General features: G+C 60.8%; 18 protein-coding genes. 8 read left to right on the forward strand and 10 right to left on the reverse strand.

Annotated elements, in window-relative coordinates; translation table 11 throughout:
* Positions 1–8 precede the first annotated feature (8 nt).
* Complete coding sequence (locus tag KXD86_RS04300) at positions 9–809, forward strand: CsiV family protein (protein WP_228739320.1); 801 nt, start codon at positions 9–11, stop codon at positions 807–809.
* On the opposite strand, the gene KXD86_RS04305 is transcribed toward KXD86_RS04300, so the two are convergent.
* From KXD86_RS04305 to KXD86_RS04325, 5 genes are all read right to left on the reverse strand, one after another.
* The gene (locus tag KXD86_RS04305) at positions 784–1572 is read right to left on the reverse strand and encodes an S-methyl-5'-thioinosine phosphorylase (protein ID WP_218634835.1); all 789 of its coding nucleotides are present in this window, start codon (positions 1570–1572) and stop codon (positions 784–786) included. The two genes, KXD86_RS04300 and KXD86_RS04305, sit on opposite strands and share 26 nt — an antisense overlap.
* Complete coding sequence (locus KXD86_RS04310) at positions 1569–2810, reverse strand: mechanosensitive ion channel family protein (protein WP_218634836.1); 1242 nt, start codon at positions 2808–2810, stop codon at positions 1569–1571. Before KXD86_RS04310 ends, KXD86_RS04305 begins: the two co-directional genes overlap by 4 nt.
* Before the next feature lie 23 nt (positions 2811–2833).
* Positions 2834–3298: a L,D-transpeptidase family protein gene (locus KXD86_RS04315; protein WP_376770966.1), complete on the reverse strand. Its 465-nt coding sequence runs from the start codon at positions 3296–3298 to the stop codon at positions 2834–2836.
* A gap of 94 nt (positions 3299–3392) precedes the next feature.
* Positions 3393–4070, reverse strand: coding sequence for a TetR/AcrR family transcriptional regulator (locus KXD86_RS04320; RefSeq protein WP_218634838.1), 678 nt, complete (start codon positions 4068–4070; stop codon positions 3393–3395).
* Between the two features lie 60 nt (positions 4071–4130).
* Positions 4131–5042, reverse strand: a complete 912-nt coding sequence (locus KXD86_RS04325; RefSeq protein ID WP_218634839.1) for a hypothetical protein — start codon at positions 5040–5042, stop codon at positions 4131–4133.
* Between the two features lie 197 nt (positions 5043–5239).
* Between KXD86_RS04325 and KXD86_RS04330 the strand changes: the two genes are divergently transcribed.
* A complete protein-coding gene (locus tag KXD86_RS04330) occupies positions 5240–5860 on the forward strand; it encodes a riboflavin synthase subunit alpha (protein ID WP_218634840.1) in 621 nt (206 codons plus the stop codon).
* Positions 5861–5890: 30 nt separating this feature from the next.
* On the opposite strand, the gene KXD86_RS04335 is transcribed toward KXD86_RS04330, so the two are convergent.
* The 5 genes from KXD86_RS04335 to KXD86_RS04355 all read right to left on the reverse strand — a co-directional run bounded on the left by KXD86_RS04335 (position 5891) and on the right by KXD86_RS04355 (position 14326).
* On the reverse strand, positions 5891–7033 hold the full coding sequence (locus tag KXD86_RS04335) for a class I SAM-dependent methyltransferase (protein ID WP_218634841.1): 1143 nt from the start codon (positions 7031–7033) through the stop codon (positions 5891–5893).
* 193 nt (positions 7034–7226) lie between these two features.
* Positions 7227–8273 carry a class I SAM-dependent methyltransferase gene (locus tag KXD86_RS04340; protein ID WP_218634842.1) on the reverse strand — a complete coding sequence of 349 codons (1047 nt, stop codon included), beginning with the start codon at positions 8271–8273 and terminating at the stop codon, positions 7227–7229.
* 121 nt (positions 8274–8394) lie between these two features.
* A complete protein-coding gene (locus KXD86_RS04345; protein ID WP_218634843.1) occupies positions 8395–8568 on the reverse strand; it encodes a hypothetical protein in 174 nt (57 codons plus the stop codon).
* Positions 8569–8691: 123 nt separating this feature from the next.
* On the reverse strand, positions 8692–9372 hold the full coding sequence (gene can / locus KXD86_RS04350) for a carbonate dehydratase (protein WP_218634844.1): 681 nt from the start codon (positions 9370–9372) through the stop codon (positions 8692–8694).
* Between the two features lie 67 nt (positions 9373–9439).
* The gene (locus tag KXD86_RS04355; RefSeq protein ID WP_218634845.1) at positions 9440–14326 is read right to left on the reverse strand and encodes an NAD-glutamate dehydrogenase; all 4887 of its coding nucleotides are present in this window, start codon (positions 14324–14326) and stop codon (positions 9440–9442) included.
* Between the two features lie 163 nt (positions 14327–14489).
* Between KXD86_RS04355 and KXD86_RS04360 the strand changes: the two genes are divergently transcribed.
* From KXD86_RS04360 to KXD86_RS04385, 6 genes are read left to right on the forward strand one after another with little or no spacing between them, the layout of a single operon-like run.
* Positions 14490–15452, forward strand: a complete 963-nt coding sequence (locus tag KXD86_RS04360; protein ID WP_218634846.1) for an AAA family ATPase — start codon at positions 14490–14492, stop codon at positions 15450–15452.
* A 36-nt stretch (positions 15453–15488) separates the two neighbouring features.
* On the forward strand, positions 15489–16436 hold the full coding sequence (locus KXD86_RS04365) for a DUF58 domain-containing protein (protein WP_218634847.1): 948 nt from the start codon (positions 15489–15491) through the stop codon (positions 16434–16436).
* Positions 16433–16903, forward strand: a complete 471-nt coding sequence (locus tag KXD86_RS04370) for a DUF4381 domain-containing protein (protein ID WP_218634848.1) — start codon at positions 16433–16435, stop codon at positions 16901–16903. The genes KXD86_RS04365 and KXD86_RS04370 overlap by 4 nt, the downstream gene beginning before the upstream one ends.
* On the forward strand, positions 16897–17922 hold the full coding sequence (locus KXD86_RS04375) for a vWA domain-containing protein (protein ID WP_218634849.1): 1026 nt from the start codon (positions 16897–16899) through the stop codon (positions 17920–17922). Before KXD86_RS04370 ends, KXD86_RS04375 begins: the two co-directional genes overlap by 7 nt.
* Positions 17915–19714 (forward strand): VWA domain-containing protein, encoded by a 1800-nt coding sequence (locus KXD86_RS04380; RefSeq protein ID WP_312846251.1) that lies wholly within the window; start codon positions 17915–17917, stop codon positions 19712–19714. The genes KXD86_RS04375 and KXD86_RS04380 overlap by 8 nt, the downstream gene beginning before the upstream one ends.
* Positions 19708–21438, forward strand: a complete 1731-nt coding sequence (locus tag KXD86_RS04385) for a BatD family protein (protein ID WP_218634850.1) — start codon at positions 19708–19710, stop codon at positions 21436–21438. The genes KXD86_RS04380 and KXD86_RS04385 overlap by 7 nt, the downstream gene beginning before the upstream one ends.
* Positions 21439–21464 lie beyond the last annotated feature (26 nt).

The following is a 21464-nucleotide window of genomic DNA, read 5'->3' on the forward strand; positions in this document are numbered from 1 at the left end:
TAAGAGCCTTGCAGACTGACGGTAATTGCGGCGGCCGGTTCACGGCACGCACAGTATTAACAGCCCTGCTGCTGACGTTTTCGCTGACGGCCCAGTCGCAGGAAGCGGGCACGGGCACAACCGCCATCCCCGACAACTACTATCGGGCAGAACTGGTGGTCCTCGAGCGCATTGTCCAACCCGACGCAGTCAATGAACAAATGGCCGATCGGAAGGTGGAGCCTACGCCCGACACAACGGAGATCCTGCGCGCCGTGGCCCCGGACGGGACGGCAGAAACCACCCTGGATCTGGCGCCGAATGGTGAACTGCACCTGCACGGCGCGGCCCAGCGCCTTGAGGGCAGCGGCCGTTATCGGGTGCTGGTTGAAGCAGGCTGGTACCAGGCGTTCCCGCCCGACTATGAGGGTGAGCCCCTGCGGGTAGCGGTTGGTGACTGGATTGATGGCGCCAATACGCGGGAAGTGGAAGGGACGATCACCATTGATCGTCAGCGCTATCTGCATGTCGGTGTGCACCTGAATCACTGGCAGCGTGCCCGCAATGCGACGCCCGAGCCCGCGACGGCCGTACCCGAGGCCGGAGAAGGCGATCAGATGGCGTCAGGCACCGTGGCCGCCACTCAGGACAGTGACCTTGCCTCGATGGCAACCGGTGGTGAGATGCAACCGACTGCCTCGGAACCCCCGGTTGAACTGCTGACCTGGATCCGCGAAACCCGCCGCATGCGCAGTGAGGAAATCCATTTCCTGGACTCCCCCACCATCGGCGTACTGGTGTTCTTCAAGAGGGTTGAGGCGTCGGAGTAAGTCGCCCAAGACCGGCCATCGACTTCTCCAGCATGCCTTTGACGCTGGACATACCCCTGTCGATGGCCTCTTCGATTTCGGCCATGGTGATGATGTGGTCGGACTTGCCCGCAGCCCAGTTGACCACCAGCCCCAGACAGACATAACGCATCCCCAGCTCAGCGGCCAGTACCGCTTCCGGCATGCCGGTCATACCCACCAGGTCACAGCCGTCGCGCTCCATTCTGCGAATCTCGGCGGCCGTTTCCAACCGCGGCCCCTGGGTCGCCCCGTAGACACCAAAGTCCGAGAAAGAGGCGCCCTGTGAGGACGCTGCCTCAATCAGGATCTGGCGCGCTTCGGCGTCGTAGGGCCAGGTGAAATCAATGTGGGTGACGGCTTCGAGATCACCTTCAAAGAAGGTACTCGGCCGCCCCCAGGTATAGTCAATGATCTGATCGGGGATGACCACGTGCGCCGGCCCCATGTCCCGATGGATACCGCCGACGGCATTCACACCCACCACGGTACGGACACCGGCATCGTAGAGCGCTTGCAGGTTGGCCCGATAGTTCACCTGATGCGGCGGAATCCGGTGCGGGTTGCCGTGCCGCGAAAGAAACACAACGGGCTGATCGCCCAGCTTGCCGTCAACCAGGGGCGCCGATGGCGCTCCCCAGACCGTGTCCTTCACCCGCTCACCGGTAATCTCCAGACCGGAGAGCATGGTCAGTCCGGTACCGCCAATGATTCCCACAGGGTAGTTCCCCGCAACCTTGCTCATTCTGCCTCTCCCGCTTCGTCCTGATCACCGACCCGTGTCGTCTGGCGCGACTGCCTGACGGATTCAGCCTGACCGCTGGCCTCGTCGCCCTGCGCCTGATCACGACCACCCTCGTCATCGCCCGCTTTGGCGCTCGCTAACCGAACGCCCCCCGGCAAATGCAGGGTGCGTGTCGGGAAGGCCACTTCGGCTCCGTAACCCTCGATGATTTCACTGATCCGGAGAAGGACGTTCTGTTTCACCTCGTGGAAATGCACCCACTGGGTAGTCTTGGTGAAGGTGTAGACCATGATGTCCAGAGAGGAGGCGTTGAAGGCTACAAAGTTCACGATCAGGGTCTGGCTGGTATCGATTTCCTCGTGGTTCTCCAGCATGGACCGGATATCCTGGACGATATCCGCCATCTGACTGACGTCAGCGTAGCGGATGCCGATGGTTTCACTGATACGGCGATTTCTCATCCTCGACGGATTCTCCACCGCTATCGTGGTGAACGCCGCGTTAGGAACATAAAGAGGCCGCTGATCGAAGGTTCGAACGGTCGTCAGGCGCCAGCCAATGTGCTCGACCGTTCCCTCGATGTTCCGATCCGGAGACCGGACCCAGTCGCCCACCTTGAAGGGACGATCCAGGTGAATGATGAAACCACCAAAGAAGTTTGCCAACAGGTCCTTGGCCGCGAAACCAACGGCGACACCGCCAAGACCACCGAACGCCAGGACCCCGGAGATGCTGTAACCAAGTGTTTGCATGGCGATCAGCACGGCCGTGATGATGACCACGGCGCGCGACAGTTTGCTCACCGCGTTCACGGTGGTGTAGTCCATCGGTGTTTTCATCTTCAGGGGGGAGATGAGGATTTTCTCGCCCTCTTTGATGAGCCGGAGCAGGGTCCAGACAAACACCCAGATAAAACCAACCTCAAGGATGGTCTCGTTGGCCTTGAAGATTTCGGCCTGAGAATACCGGTGGGCCACCTCAGCGGCCCAGTAGACGCCCTGCAACCAGACGAAAGCGACGGCAGGCTTGCGAGCCGCATGCAGCACCGCGTCGTCCCAGAGGTTCTTGGTGTTGCTGAACTTGTGCTCCAACGCCCCGATGACCTTGCTGACGATGTAGGCAACGGTCGCGGTACCAAACACCAACGCAAAGACCACAATGCCCACACGCCAACCCTGGGACAGCAGATCAAAACTCTGAATCCAGCCATTGACCATGGCAGTTACGTCTCCGATCATCGGATCCCTCTGTTCAATCTGGTTTAACGGATGACGACGGCCGTGCCAGCACTGACCCGATCGTACAGGTCGACGACGTCGGCATTGCGCATGCGGACACAGCCGTGCGACATGGGAACGCCCATGGGCTCGGTATCCGGCGTGCCGTGAATGTATATGAAGCGGCGGAAAGTATCGACCCCGCGCCCGCGGTTTTTGCCGGGCTCGAGGCCACAGAGCCAGAGAATGCGGCTCAGGATCCAGTCCCGCTCGGGGTTCTGGCGGGACAACTCCGGGGTATGGATTTCCCCCGTCGGCCGACGGCCACGGAAGACCGTGCGAATGGGTTGACCCCCGCCAATCTTGGCACGGATGTAGTGCTCTCCACGGGGCGTACAACCACTGCTGTCCTGCTCCCCGGGACCGTTGAGGGCGGTGGAAACCGGGTACTCGACCAGCACCGTGCCGTCATGACTGACCAGAGTCAGGACCTGACGATCGAGGCTGATGCGGATTTTCGGGGCGGTGGAACGGTCGAAACTCAAATCGGTGAAGCTCCCTTCGGGCTGGTGCCAGAAGGAAGCCTAACCGACTGCACAGAACTCAGGCAACCGAGACCTTGCTGCCAGAGGGAGGCACAAGCATGGTGTCTTCGGCCTGCATTCCGGCGGCGAGGAACGGCACCAGTCTGGCGGCAATTTCCTGCACGGTGGTTTCGACACCCAGTTTGTTCTGCAGGATATCCCGCAGCGCGTCGCTGCTGGACATGGTGAAGGCGGTGGCACCCAGCATGAACTGGATACGCCAGTAACGGTCGACGGCGGACAACTGGGGCGTTGCTTCCTTGAGCAGACGCATGAAGCGGCTGAAGGGATCGCCATATTCCTGCTCGAGAAACTTTCGAAGATGACCCTGGGACTGGGTGTAGGCGAGCCCGAGCAGGCGCATGAAGATGGAAATCCCCTTTTCATTGCGCTGGGGCATGCGGACTGCGCTCTCGGTCAACGCCCAGAGCGTCTGGTTCAGCGTCGGCGGCTGCCCCTCGCACCGGTCTTCAAGCTCATCGAAGGCTTTCTCCAGCGTGGCCGAAAACGGCGTCAGAAAACGGGCAAATACGGCATGAATCAGCGCATTTTTTGAACCAAAATGGTAATTGACAGCGGCCAGGTTTACTTTAGCCTTACTGGTGATCATGCGAAGCGAGGTCTCCGAAAAACCTCGGTCGGCAAACAGCTCTTCGGCTGCATCAAGAATCCGGTCAACGGTGTCAGACTGCGCCATTTTATTCTCAAAGCCTCTAGCAAACGTCTGTTTGAAACATACGTTTGAAGCCAGTCTATGTCAAGCTCTGGGCTCTGGCTCTGCGGCCACCCCTTGCCAGCCGCGATCAATTGCCCGCTGGTTCCCCTCGAAAAACGCTTTCTGCACCCGGTCGTAGGCCTTCTCGGCTTCCAGCAGATAGATGAGGTACATGCGAACATGGTCCCGCCGGTTCAGATTGCGTGCCAACGCCCGCTGCTCCGACAACCTGAGCAGATTGCTGAACCGGGTGTTCTTCAGGGCCGGATTAAAGTCCGCCATCCGGGCACACTGCCAGATCAAGCCATCACTGCCTTCCAGGTGAGCGGCGTGGGCCCGCGCATCCCGAAGCATTCGCTGCCGCTTCATTACCACATCCAGGTAGGAGGGACTGGCGGTATAAATCCGCCTCACCGAGGGAATGCCCAATAACAGGATAATGACGAACGCACCAAAGCCGGTACCGGCGACCCAGGCCGGGACCAAACCGGTCAGACCGCTCAGAAACACCAGCGCCGCCAGCAGCGCACTGAACAGCCAGAGGTCCCGCCGCCTGCGCGCCGCCGCGAGTGTGTAGTTATCCGGCCAGTCCGCCATGGCCAGTTGATCAAAGTCCATCAACAGGACCCGGTCGCATTGACGCAGCATGAGCCGAAGCTGACGTTGCCGGGATAGGGCCAGCGTCTGCTCGACGTCATCGCCGGCAATCTCCTCTTGCCCCGACGCCTCGGAGTCCGCCGGGCCATCGCCGCTCCTGCTCACTGGGGACTCGTCCGGACTGTCTTCTTTTGAAGACGGCTCCGGGCGCACACTTGCGGGCATCGCCGATGGCGTGGCGGGCTGGGCAGGGTTCGGTGCCGTTGACGGTAACGGATCGGCAGCCCGGCCCGGACGCAGTACGGCGCCCTGGGCGGGATCCTTGACGGGCGGTGCGGTCCTCTGATTCTCAGCCATGCTCAACGGTCCGGAAAATGGGCAACGGAATAGCCCTGAAATGCAGCTCTATCTGTCTATCGACAGTTTACCGCCATTCTTGAGTCAGCGTCACAACCCGAATGGCGATCCGGCGAACTTGGCAATGGCGAACCCGCCCGCTATCCTTGGCCCCCACCCCAGCGGGCAACCAGGTATAAACTTCACGAGGTTCGACCATGTTCACAGGCATCGTTCAAGGCATTGCAACCGTCGAGGAGATCAAAACGGCTCCCGGACTGAACACGTTCGTGATCCGCTTGCCCGAGGACAAGGTGGGAGGCGTGACCATTGGGGCGTCGGTCGCCATCAATGGCACCTGTTTGACCGTCACCCGGCAAGACGGCAACGCGCTCTACTTTGACGCCATGCAGGAAACCCTGAGGCTGACCACGCTCGGAAACCTTGAACCCGGGGATGAAATCAACTTCGAGCGGGCGGCCAGGATCGGTGACGAAATTGGCGGACACCTTCTGTCGGGCCACGTTCATACCACGGCAACGATTGTGGACATCCTGCGGCCGGAAAATAACGTCACCCTCTGGTTTGAAGTGCCTGAGCAGTGGACCCGCTACATTTTTGCCAAGGGCTATATCGCCATCAACGGTGCCAGCCTCACCATTGGCGAGGTCCAGGGCAACCGGTTCAATGTGCACCTGATCCCGGAAACCCTTCGGGCAACGACCTTTGGCAAGGCGACCGAGGGAGATCAGGTCAACATCGAGATCGACAGCCAGACCCAGACGATCGTAGACACCCTCGCTCGCCTTGGTTACGACCAGCCACCCAGACAGCTCTGACCGAAAACAGCCACCACACCGCCGAATCGGCTAACCCAGCCCCGCTTCGAGAACGACAAACTTCGGGTTCGCATCGAGCTGGCGAACCTGCGGGAAAAACCGACGCAAACTCCGGTGGTAACCAAGGTGACGGTTGCCAACCATGAGCAGTCGACCGCCGGGGGTCAGATGTTTCGCCGCCTGCCCGAACAGGCGCAGTGCCACGTGATCGCCGACAACCCCACCCTCGTGGAACGGTGGGTTCAGCAGGATCAGGTCAAACAAACCGGCGGACTCCGCTATGCCATCCCCATGTTCAAAGTGAACCCGGCTGTCGGGGAACGCTCCGGACACGTTGTGGCGAGCGCTGACAACAGCCTGGCTGGACACGTCGGAGAAAGTGAGGGACAGGTCCTGCCGCACGACCAGCGCCGTCAAACCCACCACACCATTGCCGCAAGCCAGGTCCAGTACTGGGGCATTCGTCGCCAGGCCCGACACCAGCCGCTTCACGTGGGGCAGCAACAACCGTGTGCCGATATCCAGCTTCTCCCGGGCAAAGACCGCAGGCAGAGCCTCAACCCGGAATCCGGCGTCGTCAGGATGGTACCCCTTCCATACGCCCGACCAACCTTCGAGCGTCGCCTCACCGCGCCGGCAGACCACCACCCGGGCCTTTTTACGGGCGGGACAGACCTGTTCTGTGTGCACGGCCTGAGCAAATACCTCCACGCCTCGATCCGGCAGATGCTTGATCATGCCACCGGCGAGCAACACACCGTCGGGTTTGAGAATGCCATTCGCCCAGCGCAGCAGCCAGGCCAGATAATCCGCGTGGCGGGGAATTCTGACAATGACGACGTCATAGACGCCCTCTGGCGGATTCAGCCAACTGCGTACACTCACCCCGTCAGCCGCGCCGGGATTGATCCGGGCATTGTGCGCCAGAGCTTCCGCCAGCGTCGCACTATCCGCCACCAGGTCCGGCTGGTAGCGGTGCAGGCCCAGCGCCAAGGCGCCGAACTGATCATCGACAACAAGCACTTTCGGCGCTTTGCCGGCATCCACGCGCTGGAAAACTTCCTGCAGTAACAGTTCATCCGCGGCATCCCATGCGCGGAGTGACGGATCGCCGCCGCCCGGCCGGGACAGGCTGAGCTGACCGTCCGGATAATCCAGTACTGCAGTTGTCATTTCAGGCATCCAAAACGAAGATTGTCACATTCGCGCCATTCTAGGCTGATTATTCTAGAAATTAACCCTAGATTAGTACCTGTTCACGCAACATCCCTTTTCCGGTTGGCTCCGTTGTTTTGGACGCGAACCCTTTGCCCCTCACCCCAGGGGCTTTTTTCGTTGTGCGCTCGCAGAAACGGAGAAGCGCGTGTCAGCGCCGAATCGCCCGGTAAACCGTGAAGCGCCGGTCCTCATAGAGTCGCTCCACCGGTCCGATGAAGCGCTTGATCACGGATTCGTAGGGCAGAAAACTGTTGGCGACCAACCGCAACTCCCCCCGAGATTTCAAGTGGCGCGAAACCTCGCGCAGGAAATTCTCGGTCATCGAGGTGTCAGTTTTCACGCCGGAGTGGAACGGCGGATTCGTCACGATCGCGGACCAGAGACCGTCAACATTCTCGAGTCCGTCCGAAGCCATGATGTCACCACGGGCGCCCGCGCGGTCGTAGGTTGCCCGGGCACAGATCACCGCCTGCGACTGGACATCCACGCCATCCACAACGCTTGGGGACTGACCTTGGGCGCGTTGCCACGCCTGGTACCACGCGCCAATCACCCCCGCACCGCAGGCGAAGTCCAGTATGTGCTCAGCTTTGAGCGGCGACGTGACGAGAGTTTCGAGCAAGAGCGCCGTGCCGCCATCCAGTTCGCCGTGGCTGAAGATACCGGGCAACCCACATACGTCGATTGAACAACCGGCGTGACTGACGGAATGCCACGCCTGCCAGCTGGACAAGTCGAAGTCGGCCAGCGGCTCGATGTTGGCGGCCTCCCAGACCTGGCAATGCCGCGCACTGTCTACTTTTGAGGCGCCGGGGGCCACTGCTTTCAATTGCTTCACGGCGCCCGCGATGCCTTCCTTTTTTTCGCCAACGAGGATCACTCTGGCACCGGGGGCTGACAACCAACGCGCCAACGAAAGCCTCAGGTCCAGTTCCGACCGGGCCTTCGGCAGGAAGACCACCACCGTGTCAAACGCCGACGCGATCAATCCCGGGTCGTCATAACCAAAGCACGATTGCCAGTGCTCCTGGGTGGCGAGCGCAGCCGCCTGCCCTGCATGTTCGCTCATGGCCATGCCCCCATCCGGAAGCTCAGCCAGCAACGCCGGAGCGCTGACACCAAGCAGAGCAACGCGGCCACCCAGTCGGTCGCGATTGCGGATCAGGGCTTCATGGGAATTGGGCATGACAGACATTGGCAAAGCGGTCCCGTGGCTGGTTCTTGAAACGGGATACTCTAACCGGAATCAGCCCCTGAGTCTCGCCAGGAATGGCAGCATCAGAGGGCTGATCGGGAGGATACGGGGTGAGAGGGTCTTACTTGTACCGTGCGACCGTGCCAACGCGCAGGGCGTCTTCCGGAGACATTCCCCAGTCTTCGCGCTGCCGATGGGCAGGCGCCTTGGGGTGTTCGGTCCGAACGTCTGCCTCGAGGTTATCGGACTTTCGCTGTGCCAGGGCACTCAGCGCTTTTTGCATCAATTCTTTCATGGTCAACCTCCTCGCTTACAGCAGGTACCAATGTACCAAAACGGGAGGTGACCAACTGTGATGACGCCACGGGTTCATAAGTGACGCTCATCACGATTTTTTGACGTCATTTTACAATTGACGCTATACCTTTTTCTGGCGCCCGGACCGAACCGGCCTCAACACCAGTTCATCGACACTGTTCTGCTTGATCCGCTCCCGGTCCTGCTCGCTGGAAATGGAAAGCCCCATGTCCCGCAGGATGCCGTCAGCCAGATCGTACACGAAGCCGTGCACGGTCAGCGGCTGCCCGCGTTTCCAGGCCTCCTGCACGATGCTGTTCTGGCACACGTGCCCAACCTGCTCCACAACGTTCAGTTCACACAGGCGGTCAACACGATCCTGTTCACTGGAAATCTCATCAAGCACGGCCTGGTGCCGGTCCCGAACATCCTGGACGTGGCGCAGCCAGTTGCTGATCAGTCCGAAGCCCTCATCCAGCAGTGCAGCCCGAACGCCACCGCAACCGTAGTGACCGACGACCATGACGTGCTTCACCTTCAGCACCTCGACCGCGAACTGCAACACCGAGAGACAGTTGAAGTCGGTGTGAACCACCACGTTGGCCACGTTTCGATGGACAAACAACTCCCCCGGCATCAGATCCACAATCTGGTTCGCGGGGACCCGGCTGTCGGCACAACCAATCCATAGGTATTCCGGTGCCTGTTGGCTGGACAGACGGTCAAAGAACTTTGGGTCCTCCGCTTTGATTCCGTCGGCCCATGCCCGGTTTTTTTCAAGAAGGTGGTCAAGCTGACCCATCAAAATGTCCCCCACTCAATGGCTTGGAGTCTGAAATTGAACGGTAATCGTCGCCACAAATCAATACTCAGATGGTCTCAGGTTCGACCTCAAGATGGCCTGAGTGCATTGTACTTTGCGCCAGATCCAGCAATTCCCGCAGTGCGACGGAGAACATGGCGTATTCCGGTTCGCGCACGCCTTTGAGCTCCGCGAGCATGGATTTCCAGCGATGAATCATACCCGTGTGACGATTCAGCCACGCATCCACACAGACGGGAACATCCTCCGGCTTTTCCGCCAGCCGGAGCACGCCCGTGGTCAGGGCCCGTTGCTGCCATTCGAGATCCTCGCGGAAGCTTTCACGGGCCAGGGCCTGCCAGTGCGATGCCGGGGTGAGAGCCGCGATGGCCTGGGCGAACCAGTTCAGGTCCAGCCTGTCGCCCAGCTCATAATAGAGGTTGGCCACCGTTTTAAGCGGCATCCCGGTCGCTTCCTGGGCCTCAATGATGCCCAGCGACGAGTAGAGGTAATCGGTACCCGAAACCACCGACGCCAACTCCTTGGACAGACCCGCCTCGACAAGGGTCTGGTGACGCTTTTCCCAGGCAGTGCGGGCCTGCTCGCCCAGGTAATCCGGAAGATTGGCGGTAATGGCCCAGACACTGTCGGCGAACCGTTCGATGTGGTTCTGGATACTCAGTTCCGCCCGACGGTTCCGCAGCAGCCAACGCACGGACCGACGCATCAGTCGCATCAGGTCCTGCATGAGCGCCATTTGCAGCTGGGCCGGCACGTTGAAATCCTGCTCCTCGATGCGGTCCCACCAGTTATCAATGCGGAACACATCCCGGGCAATGATCCAGGCCAGGGCGATCGACGCCGGGTCGGCACCCGTGGACTGGTTCAGGCGTTCAACAAAGGTGATGCCCATGTGATTGACCATGTCGTTGGCAATCTGGGTTGCGATGATCTCGCGCCTCAACTGGTGCTCACCCAGCTCCTTGGAGAACTTCTGGGTCAGTCCTCGGGGGAAGACCTTATACATCTCCCCCGCCAACAGGGGCTCATCCGGCAAGGTGCTGTCGATCAGGGTCTGCTTGAGATCGCCTTTCACGTAAGAAATCAGGACCGACAACTCCGGCCGGGTCAGACCCTTCTTGTCGAGCTTTCGCTCGGACAGGGTTTCATCGTCCGGCAGGAATTCCAGGGCCCGGTTGAGCTTGCCCTCGATCTCAAAGCTATTCATCAACCGACGGTACTCTTCAAGCCGGATCGCTGCGTCTTCACTGGCGATACTGATGGCCTGGGTCTGACGGTAGTTGTTCTTGAGAACCAGCGCGGCCACGTCATCGGTCATGTCTTCCAGCATGATGTTGCGCTGTTTGCCAGTAAGATCGCCCATGGCGACGGCCTGATTCAACAGAATCTTCATGTTCACTTCGTGGTCCGAACAGTCCACACCGCCGGAGTTGTCGATGAAGTCGGTGTTCAGGCGTCCGCCCTTCAGGGCGAACTCAATGCGCCCGAGCTGGGTGAGGCCGAGATTGCCGCCCTCTCCCACCACTCTGCAGCGCAGTTCGGAGCCGTTGATCCGCAGGCCGTCGTTGGCCTTGTCGCCGACATCCGCGTGGGTTTCGGTGGTACCTTTCACGTAGGTGCCGATACCTCCGACCCAGAGCAGATCCACCTGCGCCTTGAGGATGAGGGAAATCAGCATGTTTGGCGGAACCCTGTCCGACTTCACCCCGAGGAGTTTCTTCATTTCCGGGCTGAGGGGAATGGACTTGGCGTTGCGACTGAACACCCCGCCACCCTTCGAGATCAGCTTGGTATCGTAATCGGTCCAGGAGGAACGTGGCAGCTCGAACAACCGCTTCCGCTCCTTGAAGCTTTTCTCCGGATCCGGCGTCGGATCGATGAAGATGTGGATATGGTTGAACGCCGCCACGAGTTTGGTCTTCTCGGAGCACAGCATGCCGTTGCCGAACACGTCGCCAGCCATGTCCCCGATCCCGATGGCCGTGAACTCGTCCAGTGCCGGGTTCACACCCAGTTCCCGGAAATGCCGCTCCACTGACACCCACGCGCCCCGCGCCGTGATGCCCATTTTCTTGTGGTCGTAGCCGTTGCTGCCCCCGGACGCGAAGGCATCCCCCATCCAGAAACCGTATTCGGCAGACAGGCTGTTGGCGATGTCCGAGAAAGTGGCGGTGCCCTTGTCCGCCGCAACCACCAGGTAGTGGTCGTCCTCGTCGTGCCGCACCACCCGTTCGGGTGGATGAATGTCGGAATCCACGAGATTGTCGGTGATGTCCAGCAAGCCACGGATGAAGGTCTTGTAGGCCTCGATACCCTCGGCCTGGAATGCTTCACGATCAGAGGGATCGGGCAGGCGCTTGGCGACAAAACCGCCCTTGGCCCCGACCGGGACAATCACCGCGTTCTTGACCTGTTGAGCTTTCACCAGCCCCAGGATCTCGGTGCGGTAATCCTCGAACCGGTCGGACCAGCGCAGCCCCCCGCGGGCCACCTTTCCGCCCCGCAGGTGCACGCCTTCCACCCGCGGCGAGTACACGAAAATCTCGAACATCGGCATGGGCAATGGCATGTCCGGAATCCGCGAGGGATCGAACTTGACGCTGATGTACGACTTGTTGATGCCCTGATCGTCGGGCTGGTAGTAGTTAGTGCGCAGGGTCGCCTGCATCAGTTCCAGGTACAATCGCAGGACCCGGTCCTCACTGAGGTTCTCCACCTCGTCCAGCCCCGCATTGAATTCGATTTCCAGTTTTTGCTGAGCCGCCCGGCTCTTGCCGTCACTCTGATAGCGATCCGGGTTAAAGCGCACTTCGAAGTAGTCCAGCAACATCCGGGTCAGCTCCACATGGTTGACCAGGGTGTTGGAGATGAACGTCTGACTGTTGGAGAAGCGGATCTGCCTCATGTAACGGGCGTAGGTCCGCAGCAGCGCGATCTCGCGCCAGCTCATGTAGGAGGACAGCAGCATCCGGTTGAAGGCATCGTTTTCGGCATCACCGTGCCAGACCCGCCGGAACAGGTCTTCGAAAATGGGCCGAATGCGATGGATATCCACCACGCGACCGGTGTGCGCCTGCAACGTGAAGTCGTGGATCCACACCGTTTTGTCGTGACGATCAATCACCTCGAACGGGTGCTCACCCAGCACCCGGAAACCCAGGTTGTCAAAGATCGGCATCACATCGGACAAGGGCAATGGCTCATCGGGAAAGAACAGCTTGAAGTGCAGCGTGCTCTCATTTTCTTCCAGGGCCCGATAGAAGCTCATCGCCAGATCATGGGTACGGGCAGACTGGGCAATGTGCTCGAGATCGATGGCGGCGCGGCGCGGCGAAAACATATCCGTGTAACTGGCCGGGAAACCGCCGGCCCAGAGCCGGTAAAGTTCGTTCCCCTCTTCTTCGCCATAGGCCTCGCTGAGCGCCTCGTAGAGCCCGTCACGCCAGGACTGGGCCATCTCGATGACCTTCTCCCGGATCTCGGAAATCGGCAACTGCCGGTTTTCCACCTGCGGAACCCGAACCGTGAATTGCACCCGGGCGAGCACCGATTCAGAAAAATGGGTCACAAACTCGATGTCTTCTGCCTCGAGGCGGTCCAGTAACACCTGCTCGACCTTGAGCCGCAGTTCGGTGTTGTAGATGTCCCGGGGGAAGAAGGCGAGGCAGGTCACGAACTGACCGTAGACATCCTCTCGCATGAACAGCTCGATCCGCCGGCGCTCCTGGATGTAAAGGATGCTCTTGGCCACCTTCAGCAGCTCATTGCTCTCGATCTGGAACAGCTCGTCCCGTGGATAGAGCGTCAGAATCTGCTCCAGCTCCTTGCCCGCGTAATCGTCCCGCATAAACCCCGAGCGCTTCATCACGCTCTGATACTTCCGCCGCAACAGGGGAATCTCATCCGGCCTCTCGTTGTAGACCCGGGCCGTGTAAAGGCCGAGGAACCGACGTTCACCAACCACTTCGCCCTTGCTGTTGAACTTCTTCACGGCGATGTAATCGGGATAGGCCGGTCGGTGGACCCGGGACCGCTGCGCCGACTTGGCGAAGATGAAGATGTCATCGGTGCGAGTCATTTCATGGCGTGTTCGCTGGGGCAGCTCATTCAGCCGAACCCGGTCCGGGCGCTCGTTATTAACCCTCAGGATGCCCAATTCCGAGTTCTCGACCCGTCGCACCACCATGCCACTCTTGTCCTTGGCGAAGTCGTACTCGTCGTAGCCGAGAAAGGTAAAGTGGTCCTGCACCAGCCAGTTCAGGAAGGCTCGTGCTTCCTCCTTTTCCTCATCGCTGATGCCCGCTGTGGTGTCGTCGAGCTCCTCCAGGATTTCCGCAACCTTGTTGGTCACGATCGGGAAATCCGCCACCGCAATCCGCACCTCGTGCAGTACGGTCTGCAGGGCTTCCTCAAGTTCTTTGAGGTCTTCCGGATCGCTGTGCCGGTCAATCTCGAGTACGATGAAGGCTTCGTACTCGGCCTGCTTGTTGGTTTTCTTGGTAGAAAGCAGCTTGCTCAGCTTGCCTTCCTCGGTCCGCTCCACCTGCAGGATGGAGTGCTGGATGGAATGGGTGCCGATCTCCCGCTGGTTGATCGCAATGCGCAGGGAATCGATCAGAAACGGAATGTTCGGGTGCAGAATGAAAATGACGGTATGGGTGGACTGCCAGCCGTCGCTTTCCAGGTCCGGGTTAAACACCGAAACCGGGGATTCCTCGGCGCTTCGTTTCTGGAGAAACTGCCAGGCGGCCAGCACCGCACCGTAGGTATCCGAAAATCGTCGACTAACGAGCTCTTCGAGAGGAATATGGGCGTAATGCTGTTTGGCAAATTCGCTGATTTTCTTTGCCTCTGTTTTGGCAATCTTCTGGGCGAAGGCATCAGCCAGTTGTTCAAAAAACTGATCCTTGCTGGCCACTGTCAGCGCATTCATGGTCGACCTCGGTTAGTGTGAAATAAACGTAATCGTCGTATCGTCACATAAGCATAGTCAAACCCTTGATTTTTGCCGGCCAGACACCAAAACTGCGGCAACTACTTACGGACGAAACACGTTCTTTTGATGAACCCAAAAAGAATGGGAGCAGTCACTTCCAATGTCGTTACAGAATACGTTCGGTGAGCTCAGATCGCAGTTGGCAAAAAGGATAATCGGGCAGGAAAAACTGGTGGACCGGCTGTTGATTGCACTGCTTGCGGACGGACACCTGTTGGTCGAGGGTGCCCCCGGTCTGGCCAAGACCACCGCAATCAAGGCGCTCGCCGATCACCTGGACGGCGACTTTCACCGCATCCAGTTCACACCGGATCTGTTGCCCTCCGATGTGACGGGCAGCGAAATATACCGGGCCGAAACGGGCCAGTTTGAGTTTCAGAGGGGCCCCATCTTCCACAACCTCGTACTGGCCGATGAAATCAACCGGGCGCCGGCCAAGGTCCAGTCGGCATTGCTGGAAGCCATGGGTGAACGCCAGGTCAGCGTGGGCCTCCGTACCTTCCCCCTTGATCGCCTGTTCATGGTCATGGCCACCCAGAACCCGATTGAGCAGGAAGGCACCTACCCCCTGCCCGAGGCCCAGCTCGACCGGTTCCTCATGCACGTGGTGATTCATTACCCGTCCGCGGATGCCGAAAAAGCCATCCTTCACCTGGCACGCAATGACTATCGCCAGGGCCAGCCGCGAGCAGACATCCAACTGACCGCCGAGCAGGTATTCGAGGCCCGGGCGGAAGTGGCGGACATGTACATGGCGGAACCGGTCGAGCAATACCTCCTGGCCCTGGTGCTCGCCAGTCGCGATGCCGCCAGCCTGGACCCTGAACTGGCACGCTGGACCGCGTTTGGCGCCAGTCCACGGGGCACCATCGCCCTGGACCGTTGCGCGCGGGCGCTGGCCTGGCTCGACGGTCGTGATTACGTAACCCCGGATGATGTCCGGGCCATGGCCTTCGATGTCCTCCGCCACCGGATCCTGTTGACCTTCGAAGCCGAAGCCGAGGGCATGACGCCCGATACCGTTATCCAGCGACTGATCGACCGGGTGCCGGTAACCGCGTGATGTTCACTCCAGACCCGACAGACTCACCATGCCACCATGGCCAACATTGACGCTGTAACTCACATCAGTCTGCCCGACCTGATCCGCCTGCAAGCGGACGCCAGGGCCCTGAAGCTACCGTCCGCCCGACCGGTACGTAACCGGCAGGCGGGCCTGCAGCGCTCCCCTCAACGCGGTCGTGGCATGGCCTTCGCGGAAGTCCGGCAATACCAACCAGGCGATGACATCCGCAGTATTGACTGGCGCGTCACGGCCAGACGCCAGGCGCCCCACACCAAACTCTATGAGGAGGAACGCGAACGCCCGGTGCTGCTGCTCTGCGACCTTGGTCAAACTTTGTTTTTCGCCAGTACCGGCGCCTTCAAACAGGTGCGCGCCGCCGAAGTAGCCGGCCTGCTCGCCTGGCTGGCCCTGTGGGCCGGTGACCAGGTCGGCGGCATCGTGTTCAACGATCGGGAACTCAACGTCCTGCGACCTGCGCGCCGGAAGAAATCCGTCCTGCGCCTACTGGACACCCTCGCCGAACAACAGCGACAACCGGGCCGGGAACCGACCCGTCACGCTCCTGACCCGGACGCGGGCAATGGCCTGGATCGCGCACTCGCCGAAGCCCGCCGGGTCGCTCATACCGGTAGCCGTATTTTCGTGATCAGCGATTTTCTCGGTGTCTCCGGCGACACCGGCGCCCTGCTCGGGGCGCTCGCCCGCCATAATTCGGTGAGTGCGCTGCGCATTGTCGATCCACTGGAACTCGAGCTGCCAGACTATGGCCGTTTTGCGGTGGCGGGGGCCGATGGTCCGGTGTGGTTTGACGCTGGCAATGCCCGATTCCAGGACGCCTGGCACCGCAAGGTGAACGCCCATGAGGCGCAACTGGAGGAATGCTTTCGCACCGCCGGTGTCGCCGCGGCCACCCTGTCCACCGCCGACGACCCGGCCGTCGTGCTGAAAACCTTGCTCGGCCCGGGAGGACGCATCGGATGAACCCCCAGGACCCGCTCAGCCAGCTCAGGGATATTCACCTACCGGAGACCGGGGGATTCTGGCCACCGGCACCCGGCTGGTGGGTACTGGCGCTGCTGGTACTCCTGATGATCGCCGGCATGTCCTGGCTGGTTCGACGCAAGCGGCAGCAGAATCGCTGGTTACGGCTGGCCAAGGCCGAGATGGCCAGCCTTGAACAGGGCGCCACCGGAGATCCTGACTGGTTCTCGCAACTCAACAACTTGCTCAAGCGGGCTGCCCGCCAGCGCTACCCCGACCTTCACCCGGAAACCCTGACTGGGGAGGCCTGGGTCGCCTTTCTCCTTGAAAAGGCACCGAGCGAACGGGTGGCGTCGCGGCCGGTGGTCGAGGCCATCGTCCACAGTGCCTGGCAACCCCGGGCCAGTGCCGATCCCCGCCAGGCCATGGACTTTGCCTGGCGTTGGTTGGGAGGCCAGAAATGCTGACACTGGTTTATCCCTGGCTGCTATTACTGATCATCCTGCCCGTACTCCTGCAATGGCGGCGACCGGTCGGGCAGTCTGTTGACGCACCCGTGTTACCCATCGGGCACTGGTTGTCGGAACTGCCTGGCGTCAGTCGACGGGGCAGCGCCACACCGATTTGGCAGAAAATCCTGCTGTTCGTGATCTGGGTATTGCTGGTGGTGGCCGTGGCACGGCCGCAGCATGTGGGCGAACAGGTCCAACTGCCGGTGTCCGGTCGAGACCTTATGTTGGTGGTCGACATTTCTCCCAGTATGGACGAACAGGACATGATCATTCAGGGACGCAGCATCAACCGGCTTCAGGCCGTCAAGGTGGTGCTCGACGACTTCGTCACGCGGCGAAAGGGGGATCGGCTGGGGCTCATTCTGTTTGGCACCCAGCCCTATGTGCAGGTGCCGCTGACCTTCGACCTGGAAACGGTACGCACCCTGATGCATGAATCCGGGCTCGGCATGGCGGGTCGGGCCACCGCGATTGGAGACGCCGTTGGCCTTGCCATCAAGCGCCTGCGGGATCGTCCCCAGGATCAGCGGGTGGTCGTCTTGCTGACCGACGGTGCCAACACCGCGGGCGAGATCACCCCGGACAAGGCAACGGAAATCGCGGAAGCCGCTGGCGTTCGCTTGTACACGATTGGCATTGGTGCGGAATCCATGGTGCAGCGGGGATTCCTGGGATCGCGGCGGGTCAACCCATCCCGGGATCTGGACGAAGCCCTGCTCACACGAATGGCGGAGCAGACCGGGGGCCGCTACTTCCGGGCCCGAAGTCTGCCCGAGCTGGAAATGATCTATGAAAACATCAACCAGTTGGAACCCATCGAGCTGGAAGGCAAATTCTACCGGCCAGTCACCGAACTTTTTGTCTGGCCCGCAGGGATCGCCGCCCTGCTCTGGCTCGCGCTGCTTGTGCTGGTTCCCGTGAGTCGCACGAGGTTGTCACGGGGACTGAACGGAGGGGAGGCAGCGCGTGGCTGAATTCCATTTCCTTCGACCTATGTGGCTGCTGCTGATGCTGAGCCTGCCCGTGATCTACCTGGCCCTTCGGCATTATCGAGCCGGAGACAGCGGGTGGTCCCGCGTCATACCGGACCGGCTGCTTGCTCCGGTCATTCGGCACGAGGGCACATCCGGCAGCAGGCACCGGTCGCCGGTCCTGCCGGCCTGCGTCGCCATGGCAATGCTTGCCCTGGCCCTGGCGGGCCCGGCCTGGCGGGAAGCGCCGACGCCCCTCAAACAGCCCGGGGACAGCCTGGTGATTGCCCTGGACCTGTCGTTATCCATGCTGGCCACCGACGTGGAACCCGACCGGCTGACCCTCGCCAAACGCAAAATCCGGGACATTCTGGATGCCCGGCAAGGCAGCCTGAATGGCCTGATCGTTTTTGCTGCAGACGCACACGTGGTCGCACCGCTGACCGACGACAGCAAGACCATCGAGGGCATGCTGGATGTACTGGATCCGGTGATCATGCCCGCCCCCGGAAATCGGGCCGATCTTGCCATCGCCCGGGCCAAAACCCTGCTGACCCAGGGGGCGCCGGGTGAAGGTCGGATTCTCCTGATTTCAGATGATGTACCCGAGCGTTACCACACCGCCATCAGCAAAACCCTCGCGGGCACCGACATCTCCCTGAGTACACTGGTTGTCGGTACGGAGGAAGGTGGGCCGATTCCCCTTGCCAAGCGCGGTTTTATCCGCGACAACGGGGACATTGTGATCACCCGGGCCGCCCCGGGCGCCATGGCCGATCTCGCCGAAGAAAACGGCGGCTGGAGCCAGACACTGACCCTCGCCGACGCAGACATCCAGGCCCTCAGGCTGGAACCCACGGAAAACGAAAACTGGCAGGAAAGCCAGGACGGACTCACGGTCGACCGATGGCAGGACGATGGCTACTGGCTGCTCTGGCTGGCCTTACCCCTGCTGCTCCTGGGGTGGCGACGAGGAGCATTCGCAGTCATCGCCCTGAGCGCCATGCCGCTTGTCCCCCAATCCGCGCAAGCCCAGGACTGGGACGCGCTCTGGCAGCGGGAGGATCAACGGGCAGCGGACATGATCCGCCAGGATCCCGACAGGGCCGCTGAGCAGTTGACCGATCCGGAATGGCGGGGTTCCGCGCTCTACAAATCCGGTAAGTTCGATCAGGCCGTCGAGGCATTTGCATCCGGCGAAAGCGCACGTTCCGACTACAATCGCGGCAATGCCCTGGCTCGGGCGGGCAAGCTTGAGGACGCCATCGCCGCCTATGACCGGGCGCTGTCCCGGAATCCGGATCTGGAGGATGTCGAGTTTAACCGGGCTCTGGTCAAGGAATTGCTGGAACAACAACAGCAACAGGACCAGAACAACCAGAACCAGCAGCAGGACTCGGGCAACAGTCAGAACGACAACCGGGAGCAATCCTCCGACGACCAGAACCAGCAGCAGAAGCCGTCTCAATCCGACGACAGCCAGAACTCAGGACAGCAATCCCCACAATCGTCCGATGAATCACCGGACAGCAACAACCGCGACCAGCAGGAATCCCCAGGTGACGCCGAGCGTGATCAGGAACAACAGGAGCAGCAGGACCGTGCCAACGATGGCGAGCAACCCGCCGGCCAGGTCGAAGCACCGGCACAGATCTCGGAAAGGCCCCTGTCCCAGGGACAGGAACAATGGCTGCGCCGGGTTCCTGACAATCCGGGCGGGCTCCTGAAACGCAAATTCCTGCAACAGTACCAGGAACGTCAGACACCATCCGATGAGGGCGATACACCATGGTGAAACAGCTAACCCTACCCGTTACTCTGCTGTTACTGCTGGTGAGCCTGGCGACATCGCTTCACGCCGAAGAACTCAAGGTGGAGCCGGACCGGACCCGGCTCTACGAGGGCGAAGTGCTGACCCTGACCGTTACCGGCTCCATGAAGCTCGACATCAATCTCAGTAACCTGTTCGACTTCAATCTTTCCGATCTGCCGGCACCAAACATTGAAAAGGTCGAGCCGGATTTCGAGATACTGGGCAAAAACCAGCGCTACAGCATTCGCACCGAGAACAGTGAAATGATCGGTGAAATTACCTGGACCTACCAGCTGGCGCCCAAGCACAACGGAACACTGACCATACCGGCGCTCAGCTTCAAGGAGTCGACCTCCAAACCGGTGACCATTGAGGTGGTAAGCGGCACGCCACCGGACCAGGACAGCGCCAGCCGGGACAGCTTTATCGAATTGTCGGCGGATAAGGCGGAGGTCTACGTGCAGGAGCAGCTTACGCTGACCATTCGCCTGTTCTTCAGCGGCAACCTGATTCGCGGAGAGTTGTCCGAGCCCGAGCACCCGAACGCCATCATCGAGCCGCTGGGCAAACAGCGGGAGTTCTCCCGCTACCGTGACGGGGTACGCTACCGGGTAGTGGAACGCCGCTACGCCCTGTTCCCGCAACAACCAGGCGAACTGTCACTGGCCCCGATCCGTTTCGAGGGGCAGGCTCGCGATGCCAGTGGCAAGCTGATCTTCCTGAGAGACAGCGAGCAACTTTACGCCGTCCCCGTCAAGGACGTGCCTGCCGGTTTCACCGGGAAGACCTGGCTGCCCGCCAGTGGTCTGAGCCTGAACGAAGCCGGCCTGCCGCCCACCCTGCAGGTGGAAACCGGCGAGAACCTCACCCGGACCATCACCCTCAAGGCCGCGGGCCTGCCCGCAGAGGCGCTTCCCCCGCTGCCCGATGCGACACCGGAAGGGCTCAGAAGCTATCCGGAACAACCCGAGCGATCCACCGAGGTCACGCCGGCTGGCCTGACGTCCACCCTGAGTCAGACCAGCGCTCTGGTGCCGGTACAAGCCGGGCAACTGACCCTGCCGGAGATCCGGGTGCCCTGGTGGGATACCAACACTGACAGCCAGCGTGTTGCCGTTATCCCCGCGCAAACCCTTCGGGTTGCCGGCGCCTCTGCCCCGGTGACCCAGCCCACAGAACCCGCCACCAACAACGAGAAACCGGAGGCGCGTGAAACCGGCAACACGCCGGCAACCGGAACCGAGAGCGGCGCAGGTCTTTGGCCATGGCTGAGCCTGGCATTGGCGGTATTGTGGTTGCTCACGCTGGGGTTCTGGTGGCGCTCCAGACCGTCGAAGGCTCACTCCAAGGCCAAACGGGGTGCGGCCAATCCCCAGGAGATGGAACTGTTCGAGAAGCTGGTTCAGTCCGCCCGGGCAGGTTCGTCATCGACACCGGTCCTGCTGGTACAGTGGATGAATCGGCGCTTTCCCGGGCACCAGTTTCAGACGGCCAGCGACGTGATCACCTGGTGCAACGATCCGGCCCTGGAAACCGAGATTCGACGCCTGCAGGCGCACCTGTTCTCGCCAGGGGCCGGAACAACCCCCGACTGGGATGGCATTGCGCTGGCTCAGGCACTGCAGCAATTACGCCGCGAGGGTGAGAAGGACAACACGACCGAGGCCGGGCTACCGCCGCTTTACCCCGGCAACCTGTCGGCCTGAACCACGGACCGTGGCGGCAAGCCTCC

The sequence above is a fragment of the Marinobacter arenosus genome (genome assembly GCF_019264345.1).
GTDB lineage: Bacteria > Pseudomonadota > Gammaproteobacteria > Pseudomonadales > Oleiphilaceae > Marinobacter > Marinobacter arenosus.